We start from the raw sequence: 18,851 nt of genomic DNA on the forward strand, positions 1-18,851 counted from the left end.
TAACGCGATTAATCGCGCTCGTCGCGGCGGCCCGGCACCGCCGACCACATGCGGCGCACGTGTACGGTGATCTCTTCGCGGTCGTGATACAGCTGTTTGGCATGCACTTCAACGCTGATGCCGGCAGCGCCCAGCGCTTCACGGATGCTCATCAGGTTTTGCGACACTTCCTCGTAGCGTTTTTTCATCGGCAGTTTGAGGTTAAAGATCGCTTCGCGGCACCAGCCTTTCACCAGCCACTGAATCATCAGGCTGGTCACCTTCGCCGGTTTTTCCACCATGTCGCACACCAACCAATAAATTTTGCTGCTGTTCGGCTCGAACTTGAAACCGTCAGCGCGGTGATGCGTTACCTGGCCGGTTTCCATCAGGCTCGGCGCCATCGGGCCATTATCCACCGAATGCACCATCATGCTGCGCTTCACCAGCTGATAGGTCCAGCCGCCCGGGCAGGCCCCCAGATCGACCGCATGCATGCCGCTGGCCAGGCGCTCGTCCCACTCGTCGGCGGGGATGAACACATGGAACGCTTCTTCCAGCTTCAGCGTCGAACGGCTCGGCGCATCGGCCGGGAAACGCAGACGCGGAATGCCCATATAGAACGGTGAGTTGTTGTTGCTGTAGGAGTAACCGACGTAACAGCAGCCCGGCGCGATGAAGAACACGTGCACCACCGGGCGAGTCGGGTTCTCCCGCGCCATCAGCACCTTCTGCTCACGCATCGCGGCGCGCAGCGGCACCGTCAGCTTGCGGCAGAATTTCATCAGCTCCTTGCTTTCGTTGGTGTCCGGCACTTCCACCCGCAGCTCGCCGCCGCGATCAACCACGCCGATCAGCATGCCGACGATCGGCGATACCCGATCTTCCGGCGGCAGATCGCGCAGCAGCTCACCCACCACGATCATTTGGCGGGCGAAAATCAGTTCGCGGAACGGAATCTCCCGCGCCAGGCGGTCGGCATCGTCCGGCTGATAGCATTCGAACAACACGTAACCGCTGTGCTCTTTTACCCGCGCAAAGCCGTAAATCTCCAGCTGGGCGGCTTTATCGGTGATCTCCGCCGCACACTCTTTTTCGAAGCCGGGACGGCAGTACAACGCAATCTTATTCATGGCGCTCGGCCTTTTTCCTCAGACGCAAAGCGCCAATCAACATCAATATCCAGCCGATCAAGAAGCACACGCCGCCAACCGGCGTGATATATACCCAGACCTTCAGGTGCGACAGCGCCAGACAATAGAGGCTGCCGCTGAACAACACGGTGCCGAACGCCAACAGCGCTCCGCTCCAGTAAAACCACAGGCTCACGCGGCGCTGCATCGCGACCGCCAGCGCCAGGATAGCCAGGGTGTGGAACCCCTGATACTCCAGCCCGGTGCGGATCCAGGCCATTTCGTTGGCGCCCAGCGTGCCGCTTAACACATGCGCGCCGAATGCGCCCAGCGCGACAAACACAAAGCCGCTGATAGCGGCGAAAACCAGCATGGAACGGCTGCTCATCGTGATCTATCCCATTAAAAATCACCGACCGCGGCAAGGCGGCGGCCGGCCTTATTGTTCGTAGCGGAAGCGGAACTTCTCTTGTTCGCTGGCGGCACGCGCCAGGATCCACTGCCGGAAGGCGGCTATTTTACCCAGTTCTGCCTGGCTGTCATGACATACCAGATAAAAAGCATTTTTACTGACCAACACATCGTTGAACGGGCACACCAGACGACCGGCTTCAATCTCGGTTTGCGCCATCACGTTGTTCACCAGCGCCACGCCCTGACCGTGCACCGCCGCCTGCACCACCATGGCGCTGTGGCTGAAGATTGGCCCCTGCTGCACGTTGATGTGCTGCAACCCCAGCTGGCGCGTATAGGCCAGCCAGTCGCGACGTGAAACGTCATGCAGCAGCGTATGATAAGCCAGATCGTCTGCGGTTTTCAGCGGATGATCGCCGGTCAGCAGGCTCGGCGAACAAACCGGCAGCAAATATTCCGCATACAGGCGCTCGGCGCGCAGCCCCGGCCAATTGCCGCGGCCATAGAAAATCGCCACGTCGACGTCGTCCGCCAGCTTGTCCTCTTCACGGTCCACCGCCTGGATGCGCACGTCGATGCCCGGATAAGCTGAGTTAAAGCCGGACAGACGCGGCACCAGCCACTGAATGGCGAAGCTCGGCGGCAAACTGACGGTCAATGCCCCCTTGGCGCTGCGCGCCTGCAGCTTGCGCGTCGCCTCGTTGATCGAAGAGAAGATCTCCTTGATATCAAGGTAGTAACTTTGCCCCTCTTCGGTCAGCAGCAGCGAGCGATTGCGCCGGCGAAACAGCTTCAGCCCGAGGAAGTCCTCCAGCGACTTGATCTGGTGGCTCACCGCGGCCTGAGTCACGAACAGCTCTTCCGCCGCCTTGGTGAAACTCAGGTGGCGAGCGGCCGCATCGAACACGCGCAGCGCATTGAGGGGAGGTAAGCGTTTAGACATTAAATTAGCTACTTTTGTGTAACATTAATCCGAATGATTCGGCGCCGAAAATCGGGCGGCTTTGTGTGGCAAGCCATGGACAAACGCTAACGGCGCATTGCCATTAGTTTTTTTAATCCGAGCCATTATAATTTGTCCGTTGAGGATGCGCCAGCAAATACCTATAGTGGCGGCACTTCCCGGGCCGGAACGAAAAGGGAGTGGGTGTCGAGGACGCCGATGAACTTTTGGCTTGTGGTTGTGATGTTGTGTTTGCAAATTGTCCGGCGATTCCGGACATGGTAGCTAGGCTACTGTTTTTTCACTTCCTGTACATTTACCCTGTCTGTCCATAGTGATTTTATGCAGCACCGCAAAACTTGCGGTGCTTTTTTTTGCCTGACGGTTACTGGTTGCTTTCAACCATCTCTTTCACATCGGCGCGGTTGATCTGCTGTTCGACGCCGTTGGCGTCTTTATAGCTGATCATGCCGGTATCGTTATCCACTTTAGGCTTGCCGTCAGCGACAATGGTGCGTCCGTCATTGGTATGCATCACGTAGTTGCTGGAACAGGCGGCCAGGGTGAACGTAAGCATCAGGGCAGAGAGAACTGCGGCTGTTTTCTTCATTGAGGACTCCTTTGTAGTTTTAAATGCTGATAAATACCTTTTATGTGTATAGATGCGATTAATAAGCGCACATTTAATAGCATAACAAACTTTCCCAATTTTGCCAGGCGATAAGTCCTAATCGGCGCGAACGCTTGTCTCCGGCGGCAAAATAGGACAGGATCACCCATCGACTCAAGCCAGTGACAATCAGGGTATGACGCCTTTTAACCCCAGCCTTTTTCGCCAACAGTTTCCCGCGCTCGCGCAGGACGGCATCTATCTGGACAGCGCCGCCACCGCGTTGAAACCGCAGGCGGTGATCGACGCCACGCAGCAGTTTTATCGCGACGACGCCGCCACCGTGCACCGCAGCCAGCATCGGGCGGCGCAGGATCTGACCGCCCGTTTCGAGCAGGCGCGCGGCCAGGTCGCGCAACTGATCCATGCGCCGTCGGCCGACGACATCGTCTGGACGCGCGGCACCACCGAGGCGATCAACCTGGTGGCGCAGAGTTATCTGCGTCCGCGTCTGCAGCCGGGGGATGAAATTCTGGTGAGCGAAGCGGAACACCACGCCAACCTGATCCCCTGGCTGATGGTGGCGGATCAAACCGGCGCCCGGGTAGTGAAACTGCCGATCGGCGCCGACCGGCTGCCGGACCTGGCGCAGCTCCCCGCCCTGCTCAACGATAGAACCCGCCTGTTGGCGCTGGGGCAAATGTCCAACGTCACCGGCGGCTGCCCGGATCTGGCGCCGGCGATCGCGCTGGCCCATGCCGCCGGCGCGCGCGTGATGATCGACGGCGCACAGGGCGTGGTTCACGACCCAGCCGACGTACAGCGGCTCGATATCGATTTCTACGCCTTCTCCGGCCACAAACTGTATGGACCGACCGGCATCGGCGCGCTGTACGGCAAATCCGAGCTGCTGGCGCAGATGGCGCCGTGGCAAGGAGGGGGAAAGATGTTGACCCAGGCGTCGTTCGACGGTTTTATCCCGCAAAAACCGCCGCACTGCTTCGAAGCCGGCACGCCAAACATCGCCGGCGTGCTGGGGTTGGCCGCCGCGCTCACCTGGCTTCGCGAACAGGACATGGCGGCGGCGGAGCGCTACAGTCGCGAGCTGGCGGATCGGGCGGAACAGCGGTTAGCGCAGCTGCCGGGCTTTCGCAGCTTCCGCAGTTCCGGTTCCAGCCTGCTGGCGTTCGATATCGCCGGCGTACACCACAGCGACATCGTCACGCTGCTGGCGGAGCAAGGCATTGCGCTGCGCGCCGGCCAGCACTGCGCGCAGCCGCTGATGGCGGCGTTAGGCGTCAGCGGCACGTTGCGCGCGTCGTTCGCCCCCTACAATACTCAACAGGACGTCTATACGCTGGTCAGCGCGTTGACCCACGCCCTCGACCTGCTGGCCGACTGACTTGACTCCCGGAGACGCTATGCTCGCCCCCCATCCTTTTGGCCGAGAGATCACCGCCGAAGCGTTGATCGCCACCTTCAGCGCGCTGAAACAGTGGGAAGACCGCTACCGCCAACTGATTATGCTCGCAAAACGGCTGCCGTCGCTGCCGGAGGCCTTGCGCAGTGAAGAAATGGCGTTGAGCGGGTGTGAAAACCGCGTCTGGTTGGGGCACCAGTTGCTGGAAGACGGCACGCTGCACTTTTATGGCGACAGCGAAGGCCGCATCGTGCGTGGCCTATTGGCGGTGCTGCTGACCGAAGTGGAAGGCAAAACGCCGCAGCAGATCGCCGAATTGGATCCGCTGGCGCTGTTCGACCGCCTGGCGCTGCGCGCTCAGCTGAGCGCCACTCGCGCCAGCGGGCTGGCGGCGTTGGCCGCCGCCGTGCAGGCGATCGCCGCCCGTTACGCCTGACGCGCCGCCTTCGCCACCATCTTTTTCAGCGCGTGCGACACGGCGACGAAGCCAAAGGTGGCGGTGACCATGGTCGCCGCGCCGAAACCTGCGCTGCAATCCATTCTTTTCGGCCCTTCCGCCGTGCTGCGCGAAGCGCATACCGAACCGTCCGGCTGCGGATAAACCAGCGGCTCGCTGGAAAAGACGCAGTCGATGCCCAGCTTGCCCTTGCCGTTTTTCACCACGTTAAAATCGTGCTTCAGCCGCTCGCGCAGCTTGGCGGCCAGCGGATCCTGAATGGTTTTCGCCAGATCGGCCACTTCGATTTTGGTCGGATCCATCTGCCCGCCGGCGCCGCCGGTGGTCACCACCGGGATCTTGAAGCGGCGGCAGTATGACAGCAGCGCCGCTTTCGGCCGCACGCTGTCGATCGCGTCGATGACGTAGCTGAAGTTATGGTCCAGCAGCTCGGCGACGTTGCCCGGGGTAATGAAATCGTCAATGCAGGTCACCCGGCATTCCGGGTTGATCGCCAGGATACGCTCCGCCATTACCTCGGTTTTCGATTGCCCGACGTGCTGGCGCAGCGCGTGGATCTGACGGTTGGTATTGGTGACGCAAACATCATCCATGTCGATCAGAGTGATGGCGCCGATGCCGGTGCGCGCCAGCGCCTCAGCCGCCCAGGAACCCACGCCGCCGATGCCGATCACGCAGACGTGCGCCTGCGCGAACACCGCCAGCGCCTGCTGGCCGTATAACCGCGCCGTGCCGCCGAAACGCTGCAGATAGGCTTCCGAATAAGCTGTGCTCATAACGCTTTAATTACCTTCGTAATGCAAATGATAAGGGCCGGAAAATCCGGCCCTTGCGGGTCAATCTTTTCACGCCGTGCGCGTTTAGCGGGTGACCAGCAACGAACCGCCGCCGTTTGACTGATTGGCGCTGAACAGCTGGCCGCCGCCGTTGTTCTTCAGCACCCAGACGCGGCCATAGTGGTTGTAGTACCCCGCCGAGTGGCCGGCTTCCGGCCCGATGCCCTGATACATGTCAAAATGCTGGCCCTTGATGGCGCCGCCCACGTCGAGCGCGACCATCAGACGCATCTCGTATTTTCCCGTGAATTTACCCTTGTTGTCCAGCAGCGGCACTTCGGCCAGCAGCGTGGTGCCTGCCGGGATCAGCGAACGGTCGGAGGCCACCGACGCTTTGGCGATCAGCGGCACCGCGCTGGCGCCTTTCACCGGCGCAAAAGCTTCCGGGCGGAAGAACACGAACGACGGGTTCTGCTCCAGCAGCTCGCGCACCTCTGCGGCGCTGTGGGTATCCGCCCACTGACGGATCGCCTGCATCGACATGTCCGCCTTGGCCACTTCACCGCGATCGATCAGCACTTTGCCGATGCTGCGGTAGGCGTGGCCGTTCTTGCCGCCGTAGCCGAAGAATACCAGCGGCTGACCGTTGCCGTAGTCGACGTAGCCGCTGCCCTGGACTTCCATCATGAAGTTGTCCATCAGCGAGTTGGTGTAAGCGATGATATAGCGATCGTCGAGCGCGCCAGAATAAATGCCCGCGCGATCCGGCAAGCGGCCCCTACCCTTCGGCGGCATGCGGTACAGCGGATAACGGAACTCGCCCTGTTGGGTATAGCGCGCCTGCACCACCGGCGTGTAGTAGCCGGTAAACTGCACGTTGCCGTAATTGTCGACGCCTTCCATCTGGTAAGCGCTGAGGCCGTACTGGCTCAGCATGCGCGTGTCGGCGCCGGACGCCATCCAGTTTTGCACCGCCTGATAGGTGCTGTTGTTGCGGTTAAACAGCGAAGGCGACGCGTACTTGATCTCCATCAGCTGATCCGAATAATCCTTGGCGTTGACCGGCGAACCTTTGGCGTTGGGCTGATTGACCAGCTCCAGCGATTGATCCAGACGGCCGTCCTTATATTGCTGACCCCGATCGGTCGGCTTGGACGAACAGCCCGCCAATACCGCCACCATCAACCCGCCCAGCAGGTATTTGCCCCAACGTCCTTTCATCGCGCACACTCTCAAACTGATATGATCTACCGGCTGAACGATAACAAACGCTCATTGATAAAGGAATCGCTGCAAATAAAAAAAGCCGCACGGAGGATGGTGATGAAAAAGAAGGCAAATTGCGGGCAAATTCAGCAGAAAAACGGGTTTAGGCCAATAAAATGCAAAAAGGGTTTGCAACAAAACGCATGGAGAGTATAGTGCGCATCCATCGGACGCGGGGTGGAGCAGCCTGGTAGCTCGTCGGGCTCATAACCCGAAGGTCGTCGGTTCAAATCCGGCCCCCGCAACCAACCGATGCCGCAGTGGCGGTATTTTGCGTTTGGGTTCGATAACAAAGTATTACACGGACGCGGGGTGGAGCAGCCTGGTAGCTCGTCGGGCTCATAACCCGAAGGTCGTCGGTTCAAATCCGGCCCCCGCAACCAACCGATGCCGTACCAGCGGCATAACATGAACGGTGGTTTCGTCGTAATACCGCATCAAGACGGACGCGGGGTGGAGCAGCCTGGTAGCTCGTCGGGCTCATAACCCGAAGGTCGTCGGTTCAAATCCGGCCCCCGCAACCAACTCTTGATGACAACAGATAAGCACCCTGACGGGTGTTTTTTTGTATCTGCAATCCGCAAAAACAGCCGGACTTGCGCCCGGCCCTGCCGCTATCGGCTCGCCAACGCGCCGCCGTTGGCGAAATAAGCCTTGATGCCCGCCAGAATCGACTCCGCCACCTGCTGCTGGAAATGGCTGGTGCGCAGCTTGCGCTCCTCTTCAATATTGCTGATAAACGCCGTTTCCACCAGGATCGACGGGATATCCGGCGCCTTCAACACCGCAAAACCGGCCTGATCGACGCGATTCTTGTGCAACCGGTTGATTTTACCCATCCGGTTCAACACTTCCTTGCCGAACTTCAGGCTATCGTTGATGGTTGCGGTCTGGATCAAATCGAACATGGTGTGGTCGAGATAGCGGTCGCCGCTCTTGCTGACGCCGCCGATTTGGTCCGAGGCGTTCTGCGTCTGCGCCAGGAACTTGGCCGCCGAGCTGGTGGCGCCTTTGGTGGACAACGCGAACACCGATGACCCGCGCGCGGCGCGGCTGGTGAAGGCGTCGGCGTGAATCGAAACGAACAGATCGGCGCGCTGCTTGCGCGCCTTGGCGACGCGCACCTTGAGCGGGATAAACACGTCTTCATTGCGCGTCATGAACACCTTCATGTTCGGCTCGCGCTTGATCATGGCGCTCAGCTTGCGGGCAATCTGCAGCACGATGTCTTTCTCGCGCGTCTTATACTTGCCGATCGCACCGGGATCTTCGCCCCCGTGGCCAGGATCCAGCATGATGACGATCGGCCGATCGCGCCCCGCCTTGCCGGCCTGCGGCGCTTCGGGCGGCAGCGTGCGCTCCAGATCGCCTTTGTTGTAATCTTCCAGTAACGCCAGTAGCGGATCATACTCCTCGCCGCCGCTGCCGCCCTTGGTCGGGTAGAGATCCATCACCAGACGGTTGCGATACTCCGGCACCGGCGCCAGCGAGAACATGTGCGGGCTGACGCTTTGCTTGAGCTCCAGCACCAGCCGCACGGTATTCTGATCGAACTGGCCGACGCGCGCCTGCTTGAGATAAGGATCGTCGGCGCGCACCTGCCCGGCGATGCCCTTCAGCACGCTGTTGAGATGCACGCCTTCGATATCCACCACCACGCGATCGGGATTGGTCAGGGCGAACTGCTTGTATTTCAGTTCGACGTTGGATTCCAGCGTGACGCGGGTATAAGTGGAGGACGGCCAGACGCGCACGGCAATCACGTGCGATGACGCGGCGAAGCCCGTGCGACTCACACTCAGCAACCAGCTGGCGGCAACGCCCTGTAATAAACGACGGCGGCCCAGATTGTGATTAGCGTTTGGCATGCGGCTCCGGCAGTAATAACTGTTTACAACAGATGAAAAAAACACCAATGACTTGGGAATGCCGAAAACTTTAACCAATCATTCCAGCCCTGTCATCAGAAAATCTTTTTATGGTTTTTCAATTTATTAACGATTTAGCGCCCTTAGCTCGCTCTTCATGACGATTTCCCACTTGCCATTGGCGCAATAAAAGAATAAAAATACAAAAATATCGTATAAATATGCAAAGAGGTTTGCCCGTGAAGGAACGTAGTACAGAGCTGGTGCAAGGATTCCGTCACTCCGTCCCCTATATCAACGCCCACCGCGGCAAGACGTTTGTCATCATGCTCGGTGGGGAAGCCATCGAACACGAGAATTTTTCCAACATCGTCAATGATATCGGGCTGCTGCATAGCCTGGGCATTCGCCTGGTGGTGGTTTACGGCGCACGGCCGCAGATCGACGCCAACCTGGCGCAGCACAACTATGAACCGATCTACCACAAGCATACGCGCGTGACCGACGCCCATACGCTTGAGTTAGTCAAGCAGGCGGCCGGTTTATTGCAGTTGGACATCACCGCCCGGCTGTCGATGAGCCTCAACAACACGCCGCTGCAGGGCGCGCACATTAACGTGGTCAGCGGCAACTTCATCATCGCGCAGCCACTGGGCGTCGATGACGGCATCGACTACTGCCACAGCGGCCGCATTCGCCGCATCGATGAAGAAGCGATCCATCGTCAGCTCGACAGCAACGCCATCGTGCTGATCGGCCCGGTCGCCGTCTCGGTGACCGGCGAGAGCTTCAACCTGACCTCGGAGGAAGTCGCGACTCAGCTGGCGATCAAACTGAAAGCGGAAAAAATGATCGGTTTCTGCTCCTCGCAGGGCGTGACCGACGCGGAAGGCAACATCCTTTCCGAGCTGTTCCCCAACGACGCGCAAAAGCGTCTTGAAGAGCTGGAGGAAGGCGGTGATTACCATTCCGGCACCGTGCGCTTCCTGCGCGGCGCGGTGAAAGGCTGCCGCAGCGGCGTGCGCCGCAGCCACCTAATCAGCTATCAGGAGGACGGCGCGCTGGTGCAAGAGCTGTTCTCACGCGACGGCATCGGCACCCAAATCGTGATGGAAAGCGCCGAACAGGTGCGCCGGGCGACGATCAACGACATCGGCGGTATTCTGGAACTCATTCGGCCGCTCGAACAGCAGGGTATTCTGGTGCGCCGTTCGCGTGAACAGCTGGAAATGGAGATCGACAAGTTCACCATTATCGAACGCGACAACCTGACCATCGCCTGTGCGGCGCTGTACCCGTTCTCGGAGGAAAAAATCGGTGAGATGGCCTGCGTGGCGGTGCATCCCGATTACCGCAGCTCTTCGCGCGGCGAGATGCTGCTGCAGCGGGTGGAAAATCAGGCGCGGCAGATGGGATTGAAGAAGCTGTTCGTGCTGACCACCCGCAGCATCCACTGGTTTCAGGAGCGTGGCTTCACCCCGGCGGAGGTCGACGTGCTGCCGATGCAGAAACAGGCGTTGTACAACTACCAACGCCGCTCCAAAATTCTGCTGGCGGATCTGTAATCCCTGTGGGCGCGGCCGCTACCGCGCCCCTTCATCGCTTATTCCGTCGTCTGCAGCCGTTCAGCCAATCCGCTGCGACGCTGGGTCGGCGTGCGAATGGCCCGCAGCAGCACCGCGTCCGTGGCGTACAGCGAGAGCTGCTGACGCGCACGGGTGATCGCGGTATAGACCAGTTCACGCGTCAGCACCGGCAGGAAATGGTTCGGCAACACCAGAACCGTATGCTCAAACTCCGATCCCTGGGACTTGTGCACCGTCATGGCATAAGCGGTTTCATGCGCCGGCAAACGGCTCGGCTGCACCGACTTGATGCTGCCGTCCGGCAGTTGGAAATGCACGCGCAGCTCGCCGCGCTCATCCGGCAGAGTAATGCCGATATCCCCATTGAATAACCCCAGCGCGCTGTCGTTGCGGCCGATCATTACCGGCCGCCCCCGATACCAGCGGCCGAGCACACCCGGTTTGCGGTCGATCAGACCGGCGCGCTGCAGCCCGAGTTCAATACGTTCATTCAGGCCGGCAACGCCGAACGGCCCTTCACGCAGCGCGCACAGCACCTGGAAGCGGCTAAAGGCGGCCAACACCGCCGCCGCATCCGCGCCTTCGGCAGTCAGCCGCAGATAGTCGCGATAGCCCGCCACGCACGCGTCCAGCAGCGCCTGATACTCTTCGCTCGTCGCCAGCGCATAGCCCGCAACATCGCCGAAACGGCCGTTTAATGCCGCCAGCGCGCGATCCCCCGCACCGGCGTTGACCGCCAACGCCAGTTGACCGATGCCGGAACGGGCGTCGAAGCGATAGCTCTTGCGCAACAGGCACAGGCTGTCGCGCACCGCCGCTTGCGCGTCGGCCCGCTGCCCAGCGATCGAACAACCGGTCAGGCGGCTCAGCTCTGCGGCGCGCGCCTCGCTGTATCCCTGCTCGGCAAAACGGCAAATATCCCCCAGCACCGCGCCGGCCTCCACCGAGGCCAGCTGATCGCGGTCGCCGAGGAAAATCACCCGGGCCCGATCGGGCAACGCCGCAATCAGGCGCGCCATCATCGGCAGATCGACCATCGAGGCCTCATCCACCACTAACACATCCAAATGCAGCCGGTTACCGCGGTGATAGCGCATGCGCTGACTGTTGGGTTGCGCCCCCAACAAACGGTGCAACGTCGCCGCCTCCGTTGGGAACAACGCCTGCTGCGCCGGGGTCAACGCCAGCTGACGGCTGGCGCTGCCAAGCGACTCCGTCAGGCGTGCCGCCGCCTTGCCGGTTGGCGCCGCCAGCTGAATCCGCAAGCGCGCGCTTTCATCCAGCTGCACCAGCGCCGCCAGCAGTTTAGCGACGGTGGTGGTTTTACCGGTGCCCGGTCCGCCGGAAATCACCGCGATACGCCGCGTGGCAGCTACCGCGGCGGCGATCTTCTGCCAGTCGGGTTCATCGCTCGCCGCGCCGAACAAGCGGTCGAGAATGGCGCGCAACGCCTCCTCCGGCACCGTCAGCGATTCACCTTCACCGCCGATAAACGCCGCCACTTCACCTTCGTTTTGCCACATGCGTTGCAGATATAAGCGCTGCCCACGCAGCACCAGCGGCGTAGCGCCGCTGCCGTCCCCAACCGCCGCGCTGCTCGCCAGGCGCTGCTGCCAACGTGCGCTATCCGGTCGCCCGGCCGCCTCCCATAGCGCCAGCGCCAGCGCCGGTTGGCGCCCTTCAAACAGCGTGTCCGCCTGCAGCTGCTCCAGCATCAGGCAAACATGCCCCGCCCCCGCCTCTGCGCTCAGACAGGCGGCGGCCAGTAAAATATCAGGCTCGTCTTCGCTCGCCACCACGCGGGCGAACTGCACGTCCAGCGGGCGCAGCGCGCCAAGCGCCACCGCCTGCTCCAGCAGTGCGATCATGATTTTTCCTCCGTCGCCGCAGCTTCGCCGCTGAACAAGCTATCCATTCCCGCCACCAGTTCAAACGCGGGGAGACAGGTGAAAATGCCGTTGCCCGGGTGCGCCGCATCCACGCCGCGCAGGAACAGATAAATCACCCCGCCGAAATGGCGCCGGTAATCATAATCCGGCAACCGATGGCGCAAATAACGATGCAACGCCAGCGTATACAGCTGGTATTGCAGATCATAACGATGCTCCGCCATCGCCTGCTCCATCGCCGGCCGGGTATAGGCGCTGCTATCCTCCCCCAGCCAGTTGGACTTGTAGTCCAGCAGGTAGTATTTGCCTTGCCAGCAGAACACCAGGTCGATAAAGCCTTTCAGCATGCCCTGCACCTGATGGAAATCCAGCGCCGGGCAGCGGGCGGAAAGCGGATCGTAACGCTTCACCAGAGCATCGAGCTCCTTCGCCTGCAACAGCCGGTTGATCGGTAAATAGAACTGCAGCTCTGCCTGCTTATGCTGCGGTGTCAGCGCCGCCAGCGTCACGCCGCTGTCATCGAGCGGCGTATTGAGCAGCACCTGCATCCACGCCAGCAGTATCGGTTGCCAGTGTTCGGCGAACCCTTGCTGCTGCAGCTGTTCCAGCAGCCACTGTTCATCGAGCGGTTGGGTGAAGTCCAACGTTTCAAACAGGCTGTGCAGGAAGGTGCCGGGCGTTGCGCCGCGCGGGAAGGTATGCGGTGTAAGCGCTGGCTCACTTTCTTCCCCGCGCTCACCGGCCGCGTCGACATCCAGACGCGGCAGCAGATCCTGCATCAGGCTCGCGCCGTGCTGTTGCAAACCGGTATAGCTGGTCACCCGCCAAAAATCCTGGATCCGCCGGGTAAAGCTTTTCGCCGCCAACGCTTCGGCCAGCGACGCCTGGGGTTGCCAGGGTTCTGCATCCGGCGGTTCAACCAGCGACAGCGCGATACCGCCGCCCACCAATTGCTGCAGCCGCTCCTGCAGATACACGGCGTCGCCGGGCTGCCCGCCCTGCACCAGATAGCCCAATGCGCTGCGGTGCAGGTCGGTATCGCCCTGTTTCTTGCGCGTGCCTTGGAACAGCGGCGCAATGCCGATACTGCAGTGGTACACCGAGCGGGTCAGCGCCACATACAGCAGACGCAGATCCTCCGCCAACCGCTCCTCCTCCGCCCAGGCCTGGCTCTCTTCATTGGCGTCGAGGTCCAGCAGCGCCTGGAAACTGTGGCGATCGTGATACAGCGCCTGCTGCTGCTGGCGGAAGTTGCCGACGAACGGCAGCCACACCAGATCGAACTCCAGCCCCTTGGACTTGTGGATCGTGATCACCTGCACCAGATGCCGGTCGCTCTCCAGCCGCAGTTGCTGATTGTCGGACTGGCGATTAGGCTGAGCGATCTGCTGCGCCAGCCAGCGCACCAGCGCATGCTCGCTGTCGAGCTGCGCCGCCGCTTCTTGCAACAGCTCCCCCAGATGCAGCACGTCGGTCAAGCGACGCTCGCCGCCGGCGCTGGCCAGCAGGTTCTCCGCCAATTGGCGCGCTTTCATCACCTCGCTCAGCATCGGCAACACGCCGCGGCGCAGCCAGAGCGTGCGGTAATTATCGAATTCATTAACCAGCGCGTCCCAGGCGCGCTCATCGCGGCTCAGGCCGTCCAGCGTCGGCGCGTCCAGCCCCATCAGCCCGGTGGCCATGGCGCTGCGCAGCGTGCGCTCCTGCTCCGGCGCCAGCACCGCCTGCAGCAACCACAGCAGGTCTTTGGCCTCCGGGGTGTCAAACACGCTGTCGCGGTTGGACAGGTAGACCGACGGAATAGACAGCGCGCTGAGCGCATCGCGCACCAACGCCGCCTCGTTGCGGCTGCGCACCAGCACCGTGATATCAGAGGCTTGCACCGGCCGTGACGCCTTGCCGCTCTGCAGCCGCGCCAGGCCCTGCTGCCCGGCGCTGAGCCAGTCGCGAATTTGCGTGGCGCACAGGCGCGCCATTAGCTGTTGGTAATCACTTACACCCGCGCCTTCCCCCTGCTGCAGCCAGAATTGCATCGCCGGCTGCGGCTTGCCGTGCAATTCAAACGCCAGCCCTTGGTTCTTTTCCGCCGCGTTAACCTCAATAAAGGGGATTTGGCCGAACAGGAAAGGTTTTTCTACCTGAGAAAACAGGTGATTGACGCTGGCGACCATCGACGGCGACGAGCGCCAGTTGGTCTCCAGCGTATAGTGGGCGCTCACCTCTGAACGCGCGCGCATGTAGGTAAAGATGTCGGCGCCGCGAAAGGCGTAAATCGCCTGCTTGGGATCGCCGATCAGCAGCAGGCCGCAATCAGGCCGGCCGACGTAAAGTTTTTGGAAAATACGGTATTGCTGCGGATCGGTATCCTGGAATTCATCGATCATCGCCACCGGATAGCGCTGGCGGATCGCCTGCGCCAACTGTTCGCCGCCGCCGCTTTGCAGGGCGCTGTCCAAACGGCTGAGCAGGTCGTCAAACCCCAGCTCGGCGCGCTGGCGCTTTTCCTGCTGAATGGAGGTGCGGATCTCGCTGAGCGCGCGCGCCATGATCAGATCGCGCAACGTCAAGGGTTCATCGAACAGTTCGTCTATCGCCGTGAACAGCGCATGACGCGGCGGCTCGCCCTTCTTGGTCTTATCCAGCAGCACCGACTGGCGAAACTTGTCCAGCTCCTTCGGCAGTTGGTAATCCTGGGTCTCCTGCCCGCTCCATTCGCCGACCTTGTTCAACCAGTTCGGCAGGTGTTTGCTGCTGTAGCTGCGCTTATCGACGCCGGACTGGGCGATTAACGCCTCAAGATCGCCCGCCGCCGCCCGCCATTGCGCCTTGATGGCGTCGATGCGCGCGACGATCTGCTCGTGGCGCATCAGGACGGTTTCTTCGTCCTTCGGCGGCCGCCGCAGCGCCGGCGCTTCACCGTGCAGATAACCGGAAAGGTCGGCCAGCAACGCTTCCGGGCCGCTCCACTCCTGGCTGATCGCTCGCGCCACGCCCAGCGGCAACGGATAGCAATGACGGCGCCAGAAATCGGCGCAGGCCTGCCGCCGCAGCGGCAGTTCGTCCTGCACCAGCGTTTGTTCAAACAGCATGCCGGACTCGAAGGCGTTGTGGGTCAACATCCGTTGGCAAAAACCGTGGATAGTGTAAATCGCCGCTTCGTCCATCTGCCGCTCCGCCGCCAGCAGCTGCGCAGCGGCGTCAGACAAATCGTCAATTTCTTCCATCAGCGCCGAAAACAGCGGGTTAGCGCTGATGCCGCGCACGCAGGCGATGCGCAGCCCGTGGATATTGTCACGGATACGCCCGCGCAGCTCCTCGGTGGCGGCCTCGGTAAAGGTCACCACCAGGATTTCTTCGACCGTCAACGGGCGGGGAAACGCCGCTTCCCCCCCCAATCCCAGCAGCAAGCGCAGATACAGCGCGCCGATGGTAAAAGTTTTGCCGGTGCCCGCCGACGCCTCGATCAGGCGTTCGCCAAACAGCGGCAGCGTCAGCGGTTCTAGCCTCTGCGGGGCGACTTCCGTCATGGCGTAGCCACTTTACGCGGCAGGATCTGCTGCAATGCCGACGCGTTCGGATAGGTGACCCAATCCTTAGGCGCCGCGTAATCCGCTTTGTCTTGCCCGCTGCCGCTGACCTGCGACAACACCGCCAGCCCCTGCGGCTGGATCACTGCCTGGTGGAAATAATCCGCCAGTTTGGTCGGCGTCAGCTGTTGCACCTGCGCGATCAGCTTCTGGCGGGTATCAAAGGCGAAGTTGCCGCGATCGAAATCATTGGCGAACCGGCTGGCCTCCTCGCTGAGGGTTTGCGGCCGCTGTTTGAGTTCGTTGATCAGCGCCTGTTTGTACTGCTCAAAATCGGCCTCACTCATTTCACGCAGGCGTTTCTCGGTTTTCGGATAGAAATCCTGATAGCGCTGGTACAGGTAGGCCGGCTGTTTGCTGTTGCTCTGCAACAGGAAGCCTACGCCCCACTGGCGGCCCACCGACATCGGGAAGGCAAAGACCGCATACCCCAATTGTTCCTGAGTGCGCAGCTGGCTGTAGAACCACGGCTGAATAATCTGCCCCAACAGCGAGCTGTAGGCCATGCCGGTCACTTCGTCGTAACCGGTCGGTACGTAGACCGCCGCCAGCGCCGAGTCGGTGCTGCTGCCTACCTGTTGCAGGTTGGCCAGCTGATTCTTGTCCACCACCACGTCTTCGCCGTGCCACCACTCAATACCGGTACAGCCCAGACGGTGCTTCAGCGTCGACGCCAGCGTATCGACCTGTTGCTTGCTCATGTTGCCCACCACCAGCAGCTCCGGCGTGGCCTCGGCCAGCAGGCTGTCGCGATACGCCAGCACGTCTTTCAGCGTCAGCGTTTTCAGCACTTCGCGGCGCTCGCTGCGTTCGGAATACGGCACGCGGGAAACCATCTGCACCGGCTGAATGGCCAGTTCAAACGCCTTGCCCTTCTCGGCGGCGTCCAACTGCTCCAGGTACCAGGACTTGGCCTGCGCCAGCTGATCTTCCGTCGGCGTGAAGCTAGAATAGCCCTCGATCAGCGCCGTCAGCAACTGCGGCAGGCGCTGGGTAAAGCCGTTGGCGTTAAACATCAGGCCGTTGTTCGGCGACGTCGAGAAACTCAACCCGCCGACCGACGCCTGATAGCTCAGCTGATCCAGCGCCAGGCCGGCCAGATAATCCGTCAGCGAGAACAGCACCTGGTTGCGCGCGGAATCCATGGTCTTGGCGTTGCGGAAAGCGACGGTGACGTCGGCCTTCGGCTCATCGGCGAAGTAACGGCTCGGCATATACAGCACGCGCAGGCCGGGCTTATCCACCACCATTTCCGGCTTTTTGAATTCATGCGACGGTTTGGTCAGGGTGAAATCATCCGGAATATACGGGTTGAGCGCCGGCAATGACAGGGAAATGCCGCTGCCCAACTGCTGCCACTGCGTAAAGCGCTGTGGCGTGATTTTGTCGACCTGGTAAGGCGCATTGACGAAATAGGCCGTCTTGTTGTGCGGCTCATCGGGGCTGACGAACCAGATGCGCGCATTTTGCGGCGTCATGGCGTCCAGACGTTCAGCGATCGCCTTAGGATCATAGCGATCGGCCAGGTAAGGCGCGTCCAGCGCATGCTCAACCGGCACGCGCAGCATAGTGTCTACCAGCCATTCGATGTAGTCCATGTCGCGCGTGATCGACGGATAGCGGAAGTCCAGGTTCAAAACATGCGATATTTCGTCGAAGTAACTCTGCTTGATACCTTCGCTGCGCAGCATTTTCAGGTAGTTGAAAATGGCGGCGACGACTTGGTCGCGCTGGGCCAAGCCTTTGTCAGTCAGCGAGACGCTGATGGCGAAGACGCCGCCGTTGCGATCCACCATCGGATCGGCGCCGGCATTGATGGCGTCCGCCAATCCCTGCTTCTGCAACCAGTCGGACAGGGTATTTTTACTGCGGTTGCCGATCAGGTAACCGATGTAGGTATCGGTTTTGCTGCGAAACGCGGCGCTGTTGTTATCGATGCGGAACTCAACCTTCAGCTGCTTGCGCGGCTGCGCCGGCACATAGTGAATGATGATGCCCTGCTGCTCCGGCGTGACGGCCGGTACGGTGATCGGCGGCACGCTGGCGTCATGATTCGGCACGCGGCCAAAGGTTTTTGCAGCAATGTCAGCCAGCTGCGGCAGCGGTTGATTGCCGTACAGCACCCCCATCATCAGATTGGCGGAGTAGTAGCGCTTATAGAACCCCGTCAGCTCATCGTGCAACTTGCTGCCCGGCTTGTCTTTCAGCGTGTCCAGATTACCGCCGGAGAAGCGCGCGCTCGGGTGCGCCGGGTTGAGGGTTTCCGCACCGACCTGCGCCATACGCATGCCGTCGCGCGAACGCGCCATCGTCAATTCTGCATTCACCGCGTTGCGCTCGCGATCGGCATTGCCCGGATCCAGCAGCGGCTCCGCAATGGCGTCGGCCATGCGATCGACCGCCGGCTCCAGCGCGTCATTCTCCACTTCCAGATAGAAGGCGGTGCGATAAGAAGCCGTGCTGGCGTTGTGGCTGCCGCCGTGCTTTTTCAGGAATTCGGACAGGTTTTCCGGCTCGGGATAACGTTTGGAGCCCATCAGCACCATATGTTCCAGATAGTGCGCCAAGCCCAGTTGGCTGTTCGGATCTTCGAGCGACCCGACCGGCAATGCTAGCGCCGCCAGCGATTTCGGCGCCTGGACATCGGACACCAGCAGCACCGTCATGCCGTTAGCCAACTTGATCGCCTCGTACTGACGCGGATCGTGCTCGCTCTTGTTGATCTTCTCCGCCAGTGGTTGCCATCCTTGTGCGGCCCAGCTCAACGGCGCCCAACACATAGCCAATAATACCAGCCCGGTGATGCGGGCCAACTGTCTGCGCATATCCAAAATAAACCCCTATTCTGACATCGCCACGCCCACTCCCTGACGCTGGCGACGTACATCAAAACCACATAACCAAATCTGTACTCGCCGGGTTC

The 18,851-nt window shown here is 60.9% G+C and carries 13 protein-coding genes and 3 tRNA genes; 6 read left to right on the forward strand and 10 right to left on the reverse strand.

Annotation, left to right across the window (positions count from 1 at the left end; all coding sequences use genetic code 11):
• Positions 1–8: 8 nt before the first annotated feature.
• From rlmM to H7A77_RS02335, 4 genes are all read right to left on the reverse strand, one after another.
• Complete coding sequence (gene rlmM, locus H7A77_RS02320; protein ID WP_019455735.1) at positions 9–1,112, reverse strand: 23S rRNA (cytidine(2498)-2'-O)-methyltransferase RlmM; 1,104 nt, start codon at positions 1,110–1,112, stop codon at positions 9–11.
• Positions 1,105–1,500: a DUF423 domain-containing protein gene (locus H7A77_RS02325; protein ID WP_004931896.1), complete on the reverse strand. Its 396-nt coding sequence runs from the start codon at positions 1,498–1,500 to the stop codon at positions 1,105–1,107. The genes rlmM and H7A77_RS02325 overlap by 8 nt, the downstream gene beginning before the upstream one ends.
• Positions 1,501–1,551: 51 nt before the next feature.
• Positions 1,552–2,469, reverse strand: coding sequence for a transcriptional regulator GcvA (locus H7A77_RS02330; RefSeq protein WP_004931894.1), 918 nt, complete (start codon positions 2,467–2,469; stop codon positions 1,552–1,554).
• A gap of 385 nt (positions 2,470–2,854) precedes the next feature.
• Positions 2,855–3,079, reverse strand: a complete 225-nt coding sequence (locus tag H7A77_RS02335; RefSeq protein ID WP_025304050.1) for a YgdI/YgdR family lipoprotein — start codon at positions 3,077–3,079, stop codon at positions 2,855–2,857.
• 196 nt (positions 3,080–3,275) lie between these two features.
• Between H7A77_RS02335 and csdA the strand changes: the two genes are divergently transcribed.
• Positions 3,276–4,481 carry a cysteine desulfurase CsdA gene (csdA, locus tag H7A77_RS02340; protein ID WP_182073772.1) on the forward strand — a complete coding sequence of 402 codons (1,206 nt, stop codon included), beginning with the start codon at positions 3,276–3,278 and terminating at the stop codon, positions 4,479–4,481.
• Positions 4,482–4,500: 19 nt separating this feature from the next.
• Positions 4,501–4,935 (forward strand): cysteine desulfurase sulfur acceptor subunit CsdE, encoded by a 435-nt coding sequence (csdE, locus tag H7A77_RS02345; protein WP_046687719.1) that lies wholly within the window; start codon positions 4,501–4,503, stop codon positions 4,933–4,935.
• Here csdE and tcdA read toward each other — a convergent pair.
• Positions 4,926–5,732 (reverse strand): tRNA cyclic N6-threonylcarbamoyladenosine(37) synthase TcdA, encoded by an 807-nt coding sequence (tcdA, locus tag H7A77_RS02350; protein WP_108681842.1) that lies wholly within the window; start codon positions 5,730–5,732, stop codon positions 4,926–4,928. The genes csdE and tcdA overlap by 10 nt on opposite strands.
• An 84-nt stretch (positions 5,733–5,816) precedes the next feature.
• Positions 5,817–6,953, reverse strand: coding sequence for a murein transglycosylase A (mltA, locus tag H7A77_RS02355; RefSeq protein ID WP_033644860.1), 1,137 nt, complete (start codon positions 6,951–6,953; stop codon positions 5,817–5,819).
• 216 nt (positions 6,954–7,169) lie between these two features.
• Between mltA and H7A77_RS02360 the strand changes: the two genes are divergently transcribed.
• The 3 genes from H7A77_RS02360 (at position 7,170) to H7A77_RS02370 (ending at position 7,522) form a co-directional block, all read left to right on the forward strand.
• A tRNA-Met gene (locus H7A77_RS02360) sits at positions 7,170–7,246 on the forward strand.
• Between the two features lie 58 nt (positions 7,247–7,304).
• Positions 7,305–7,381 (forward strand) — tRNA-Met (locus tag H7A77_RS02365).
• 64 nt (positions 7,382–7,445) lie between these two features.
• A tRNA-Met gene (locus H7A77_RS02370) sits at positions 7,446–7,522 on the forward strand.
• A gap of 90 nt (positions 7,523–7,612) precedes the next feature.
• On the opposite strand, the gene amiC is transcribed toward H7A77_RS02370, so the two are convergent.
• Complete coding sequence (amiC, locus tag H7A77_RS02375; RefSeq protein WP_033644859.1) at positions 7,613–8,866, reverse strand: N-acetylmuramoyl-L-alanine amidase AmiC; 1,254 nt, start codon at positions 8,864–8,866, stop codon at positions 7,613–7,615.
• A gap of 239 nt (positions 8,867–9,105) precedes the next feature.
• Here amiC and argA point away from each other — a divergent pair, with 239 nt between their 5' ends.
• Positions 9,106–10,431 carry an amino-acid N-acetyltransferase gene (gene argA / locus H7A77_RS02380; RefSeq protein WP_182073773.1) on the forward strand — a complete coding sequence of 442 codons (1,326 nt, stop codon included), beginning with the start codon at positions 9,106–9,108 and terminating at the stop codon, positions 10,429–10,431.
• 38 nt (positions 10,432–10,469) lie between these two features.
• Here the strand turns inward: argA and recD are convergent, their stop codons facing one another.
• From recD to ptrA, 3 genes are read right to left on the reverse strand one after another with little or no spacing between them, the layout of a single operon-like run.
• Complete coding sequence (gene recD / locus H7A77_RS02385; protein WP_047573888.1) at positions 10,470–12,320, reverse strand: exodeoxyribonuclease V subunit alpha; 1,851 nt, start codon at positions 12,318–12,320, stop codon at positions 10,470–10,472.
• Positions 12,317–15,868, reverse strand: a complete 3,552-nt coding sequence (gene recB, locus H7A77_RS02390) for an exodeoxyribonuclease V subunit beta (RefSeq protein WP_072627065.1) — start codon at positions 15,866–15,868, stop codon at positions 12,317–12,319. The genes recD and recB overlap by 4 nt, the downstream gene beginning before the upstream one ends.
• A complete protein-coding gene (gene ptrA / locus H7A77_RS02395) occupies positions 15,865–18,753 on the reverse strand; it encodes a pitrilysin (protein ID WP_033652194.1) in 2,889 nt (962 codons plus the stop codon). The genes recB and ptrA overlap by 4 nt, the downstream gene beginning before the upstream one ends.
• Positions 18,754–18,851 lie beyond the last annotated feature (98 nt).

Source organism: Serratia sp. ME47, from assembly GCF_903970925.1.
GTDB lineage: Bacteria > Pseudomonadota > Gammaproteobacteria > Enterobacterales > Enterobacteriaceae > Serratia > Serratia ureilytica.

Bases quoted from the DNA above. Each gene is read 5' to 3' on its own strand.
- rlmM (WP_019455735.1), bottom strand. From the start codon at position 1,112: ATGAATAAGATTGCGTTGTACTGCCGTCCCGGCTTCGAAAAAGAGTGT.
- H7A77_RS02325 (WP_004931896.1), bottom strand. From the start codon at position 1,500: ATGAGCAGCCGTTCCATGCTGGTTTTCGCCGCTATCAGCGGCTTTGTG.
- H7A77_RS02330 (WP_004931894.1), bottom strand. From the start codon at position 2,469: ATGTCTAAACGCTTACCTCCCCTCAATGCGCTGCGCGTGTTCGATGCG.
- H7A77_RS02335 (WP_025304050.1), bottom strand. From the start codon at position 3,079: ATGAAGAAAACAGCCGCAGTTCTCTCTGCCCTGATGCTTACGTTCACC.
- csdA (WP_182073772.1), top strand. From the start codon at position 3,276: ATGACGCCTTTTAACCCCAGCCTTTTTCGCCAACAGTTTCCCGCGCTC.
- csdE (WP_046687719.1), top strand. From the start codon at position 4,501: ATGCTCGCCCCCCATCCTTTTGGCCGAGAGATCACCGCCGAAGCGTTG.
- tcdA (WP_108681842.1), bottom strand. From the start codon at position 5,732: ATGAGCACAGCTTATTCGGAAGCCTATCTGCAGCGTTTCGGCGGCACG.
- mltA (WP_033644860.1), bottom strand. From the start codon at position 6,953: ATGAAAGGACGTTGGGGCAAATACCTGCTGGGCGGGTTGATGGTGGCG.
- amiC (WP_033644859.1), bottom strand. From the start codon at position 8,866: ATGCCAAACGCTAATCACAATCTGGGCCGCCGTCGTTTATTACAGGGC.
- recD (WP_047573888.1), bottom strand. From the start codon at position 12,320: ATGATCGCACTGCTGGAGCAGGCGGTGGCGCTTGGCGCGCTGCGCCCG.
- recB (WP_072627065.1), bottom strand. From the start codon at position 15,868: ATGACGGAAGTCGCCCCGCAGAGGCTAGAACCGCTGACGCTGCCGCTG.
- ptrA (WP_033652194.1), bottom strand. From the start codon at position 18,753: ATGCGCAGACAGTTGGCCCGCATCACCGGGCTGGTATTATTGGCTATG.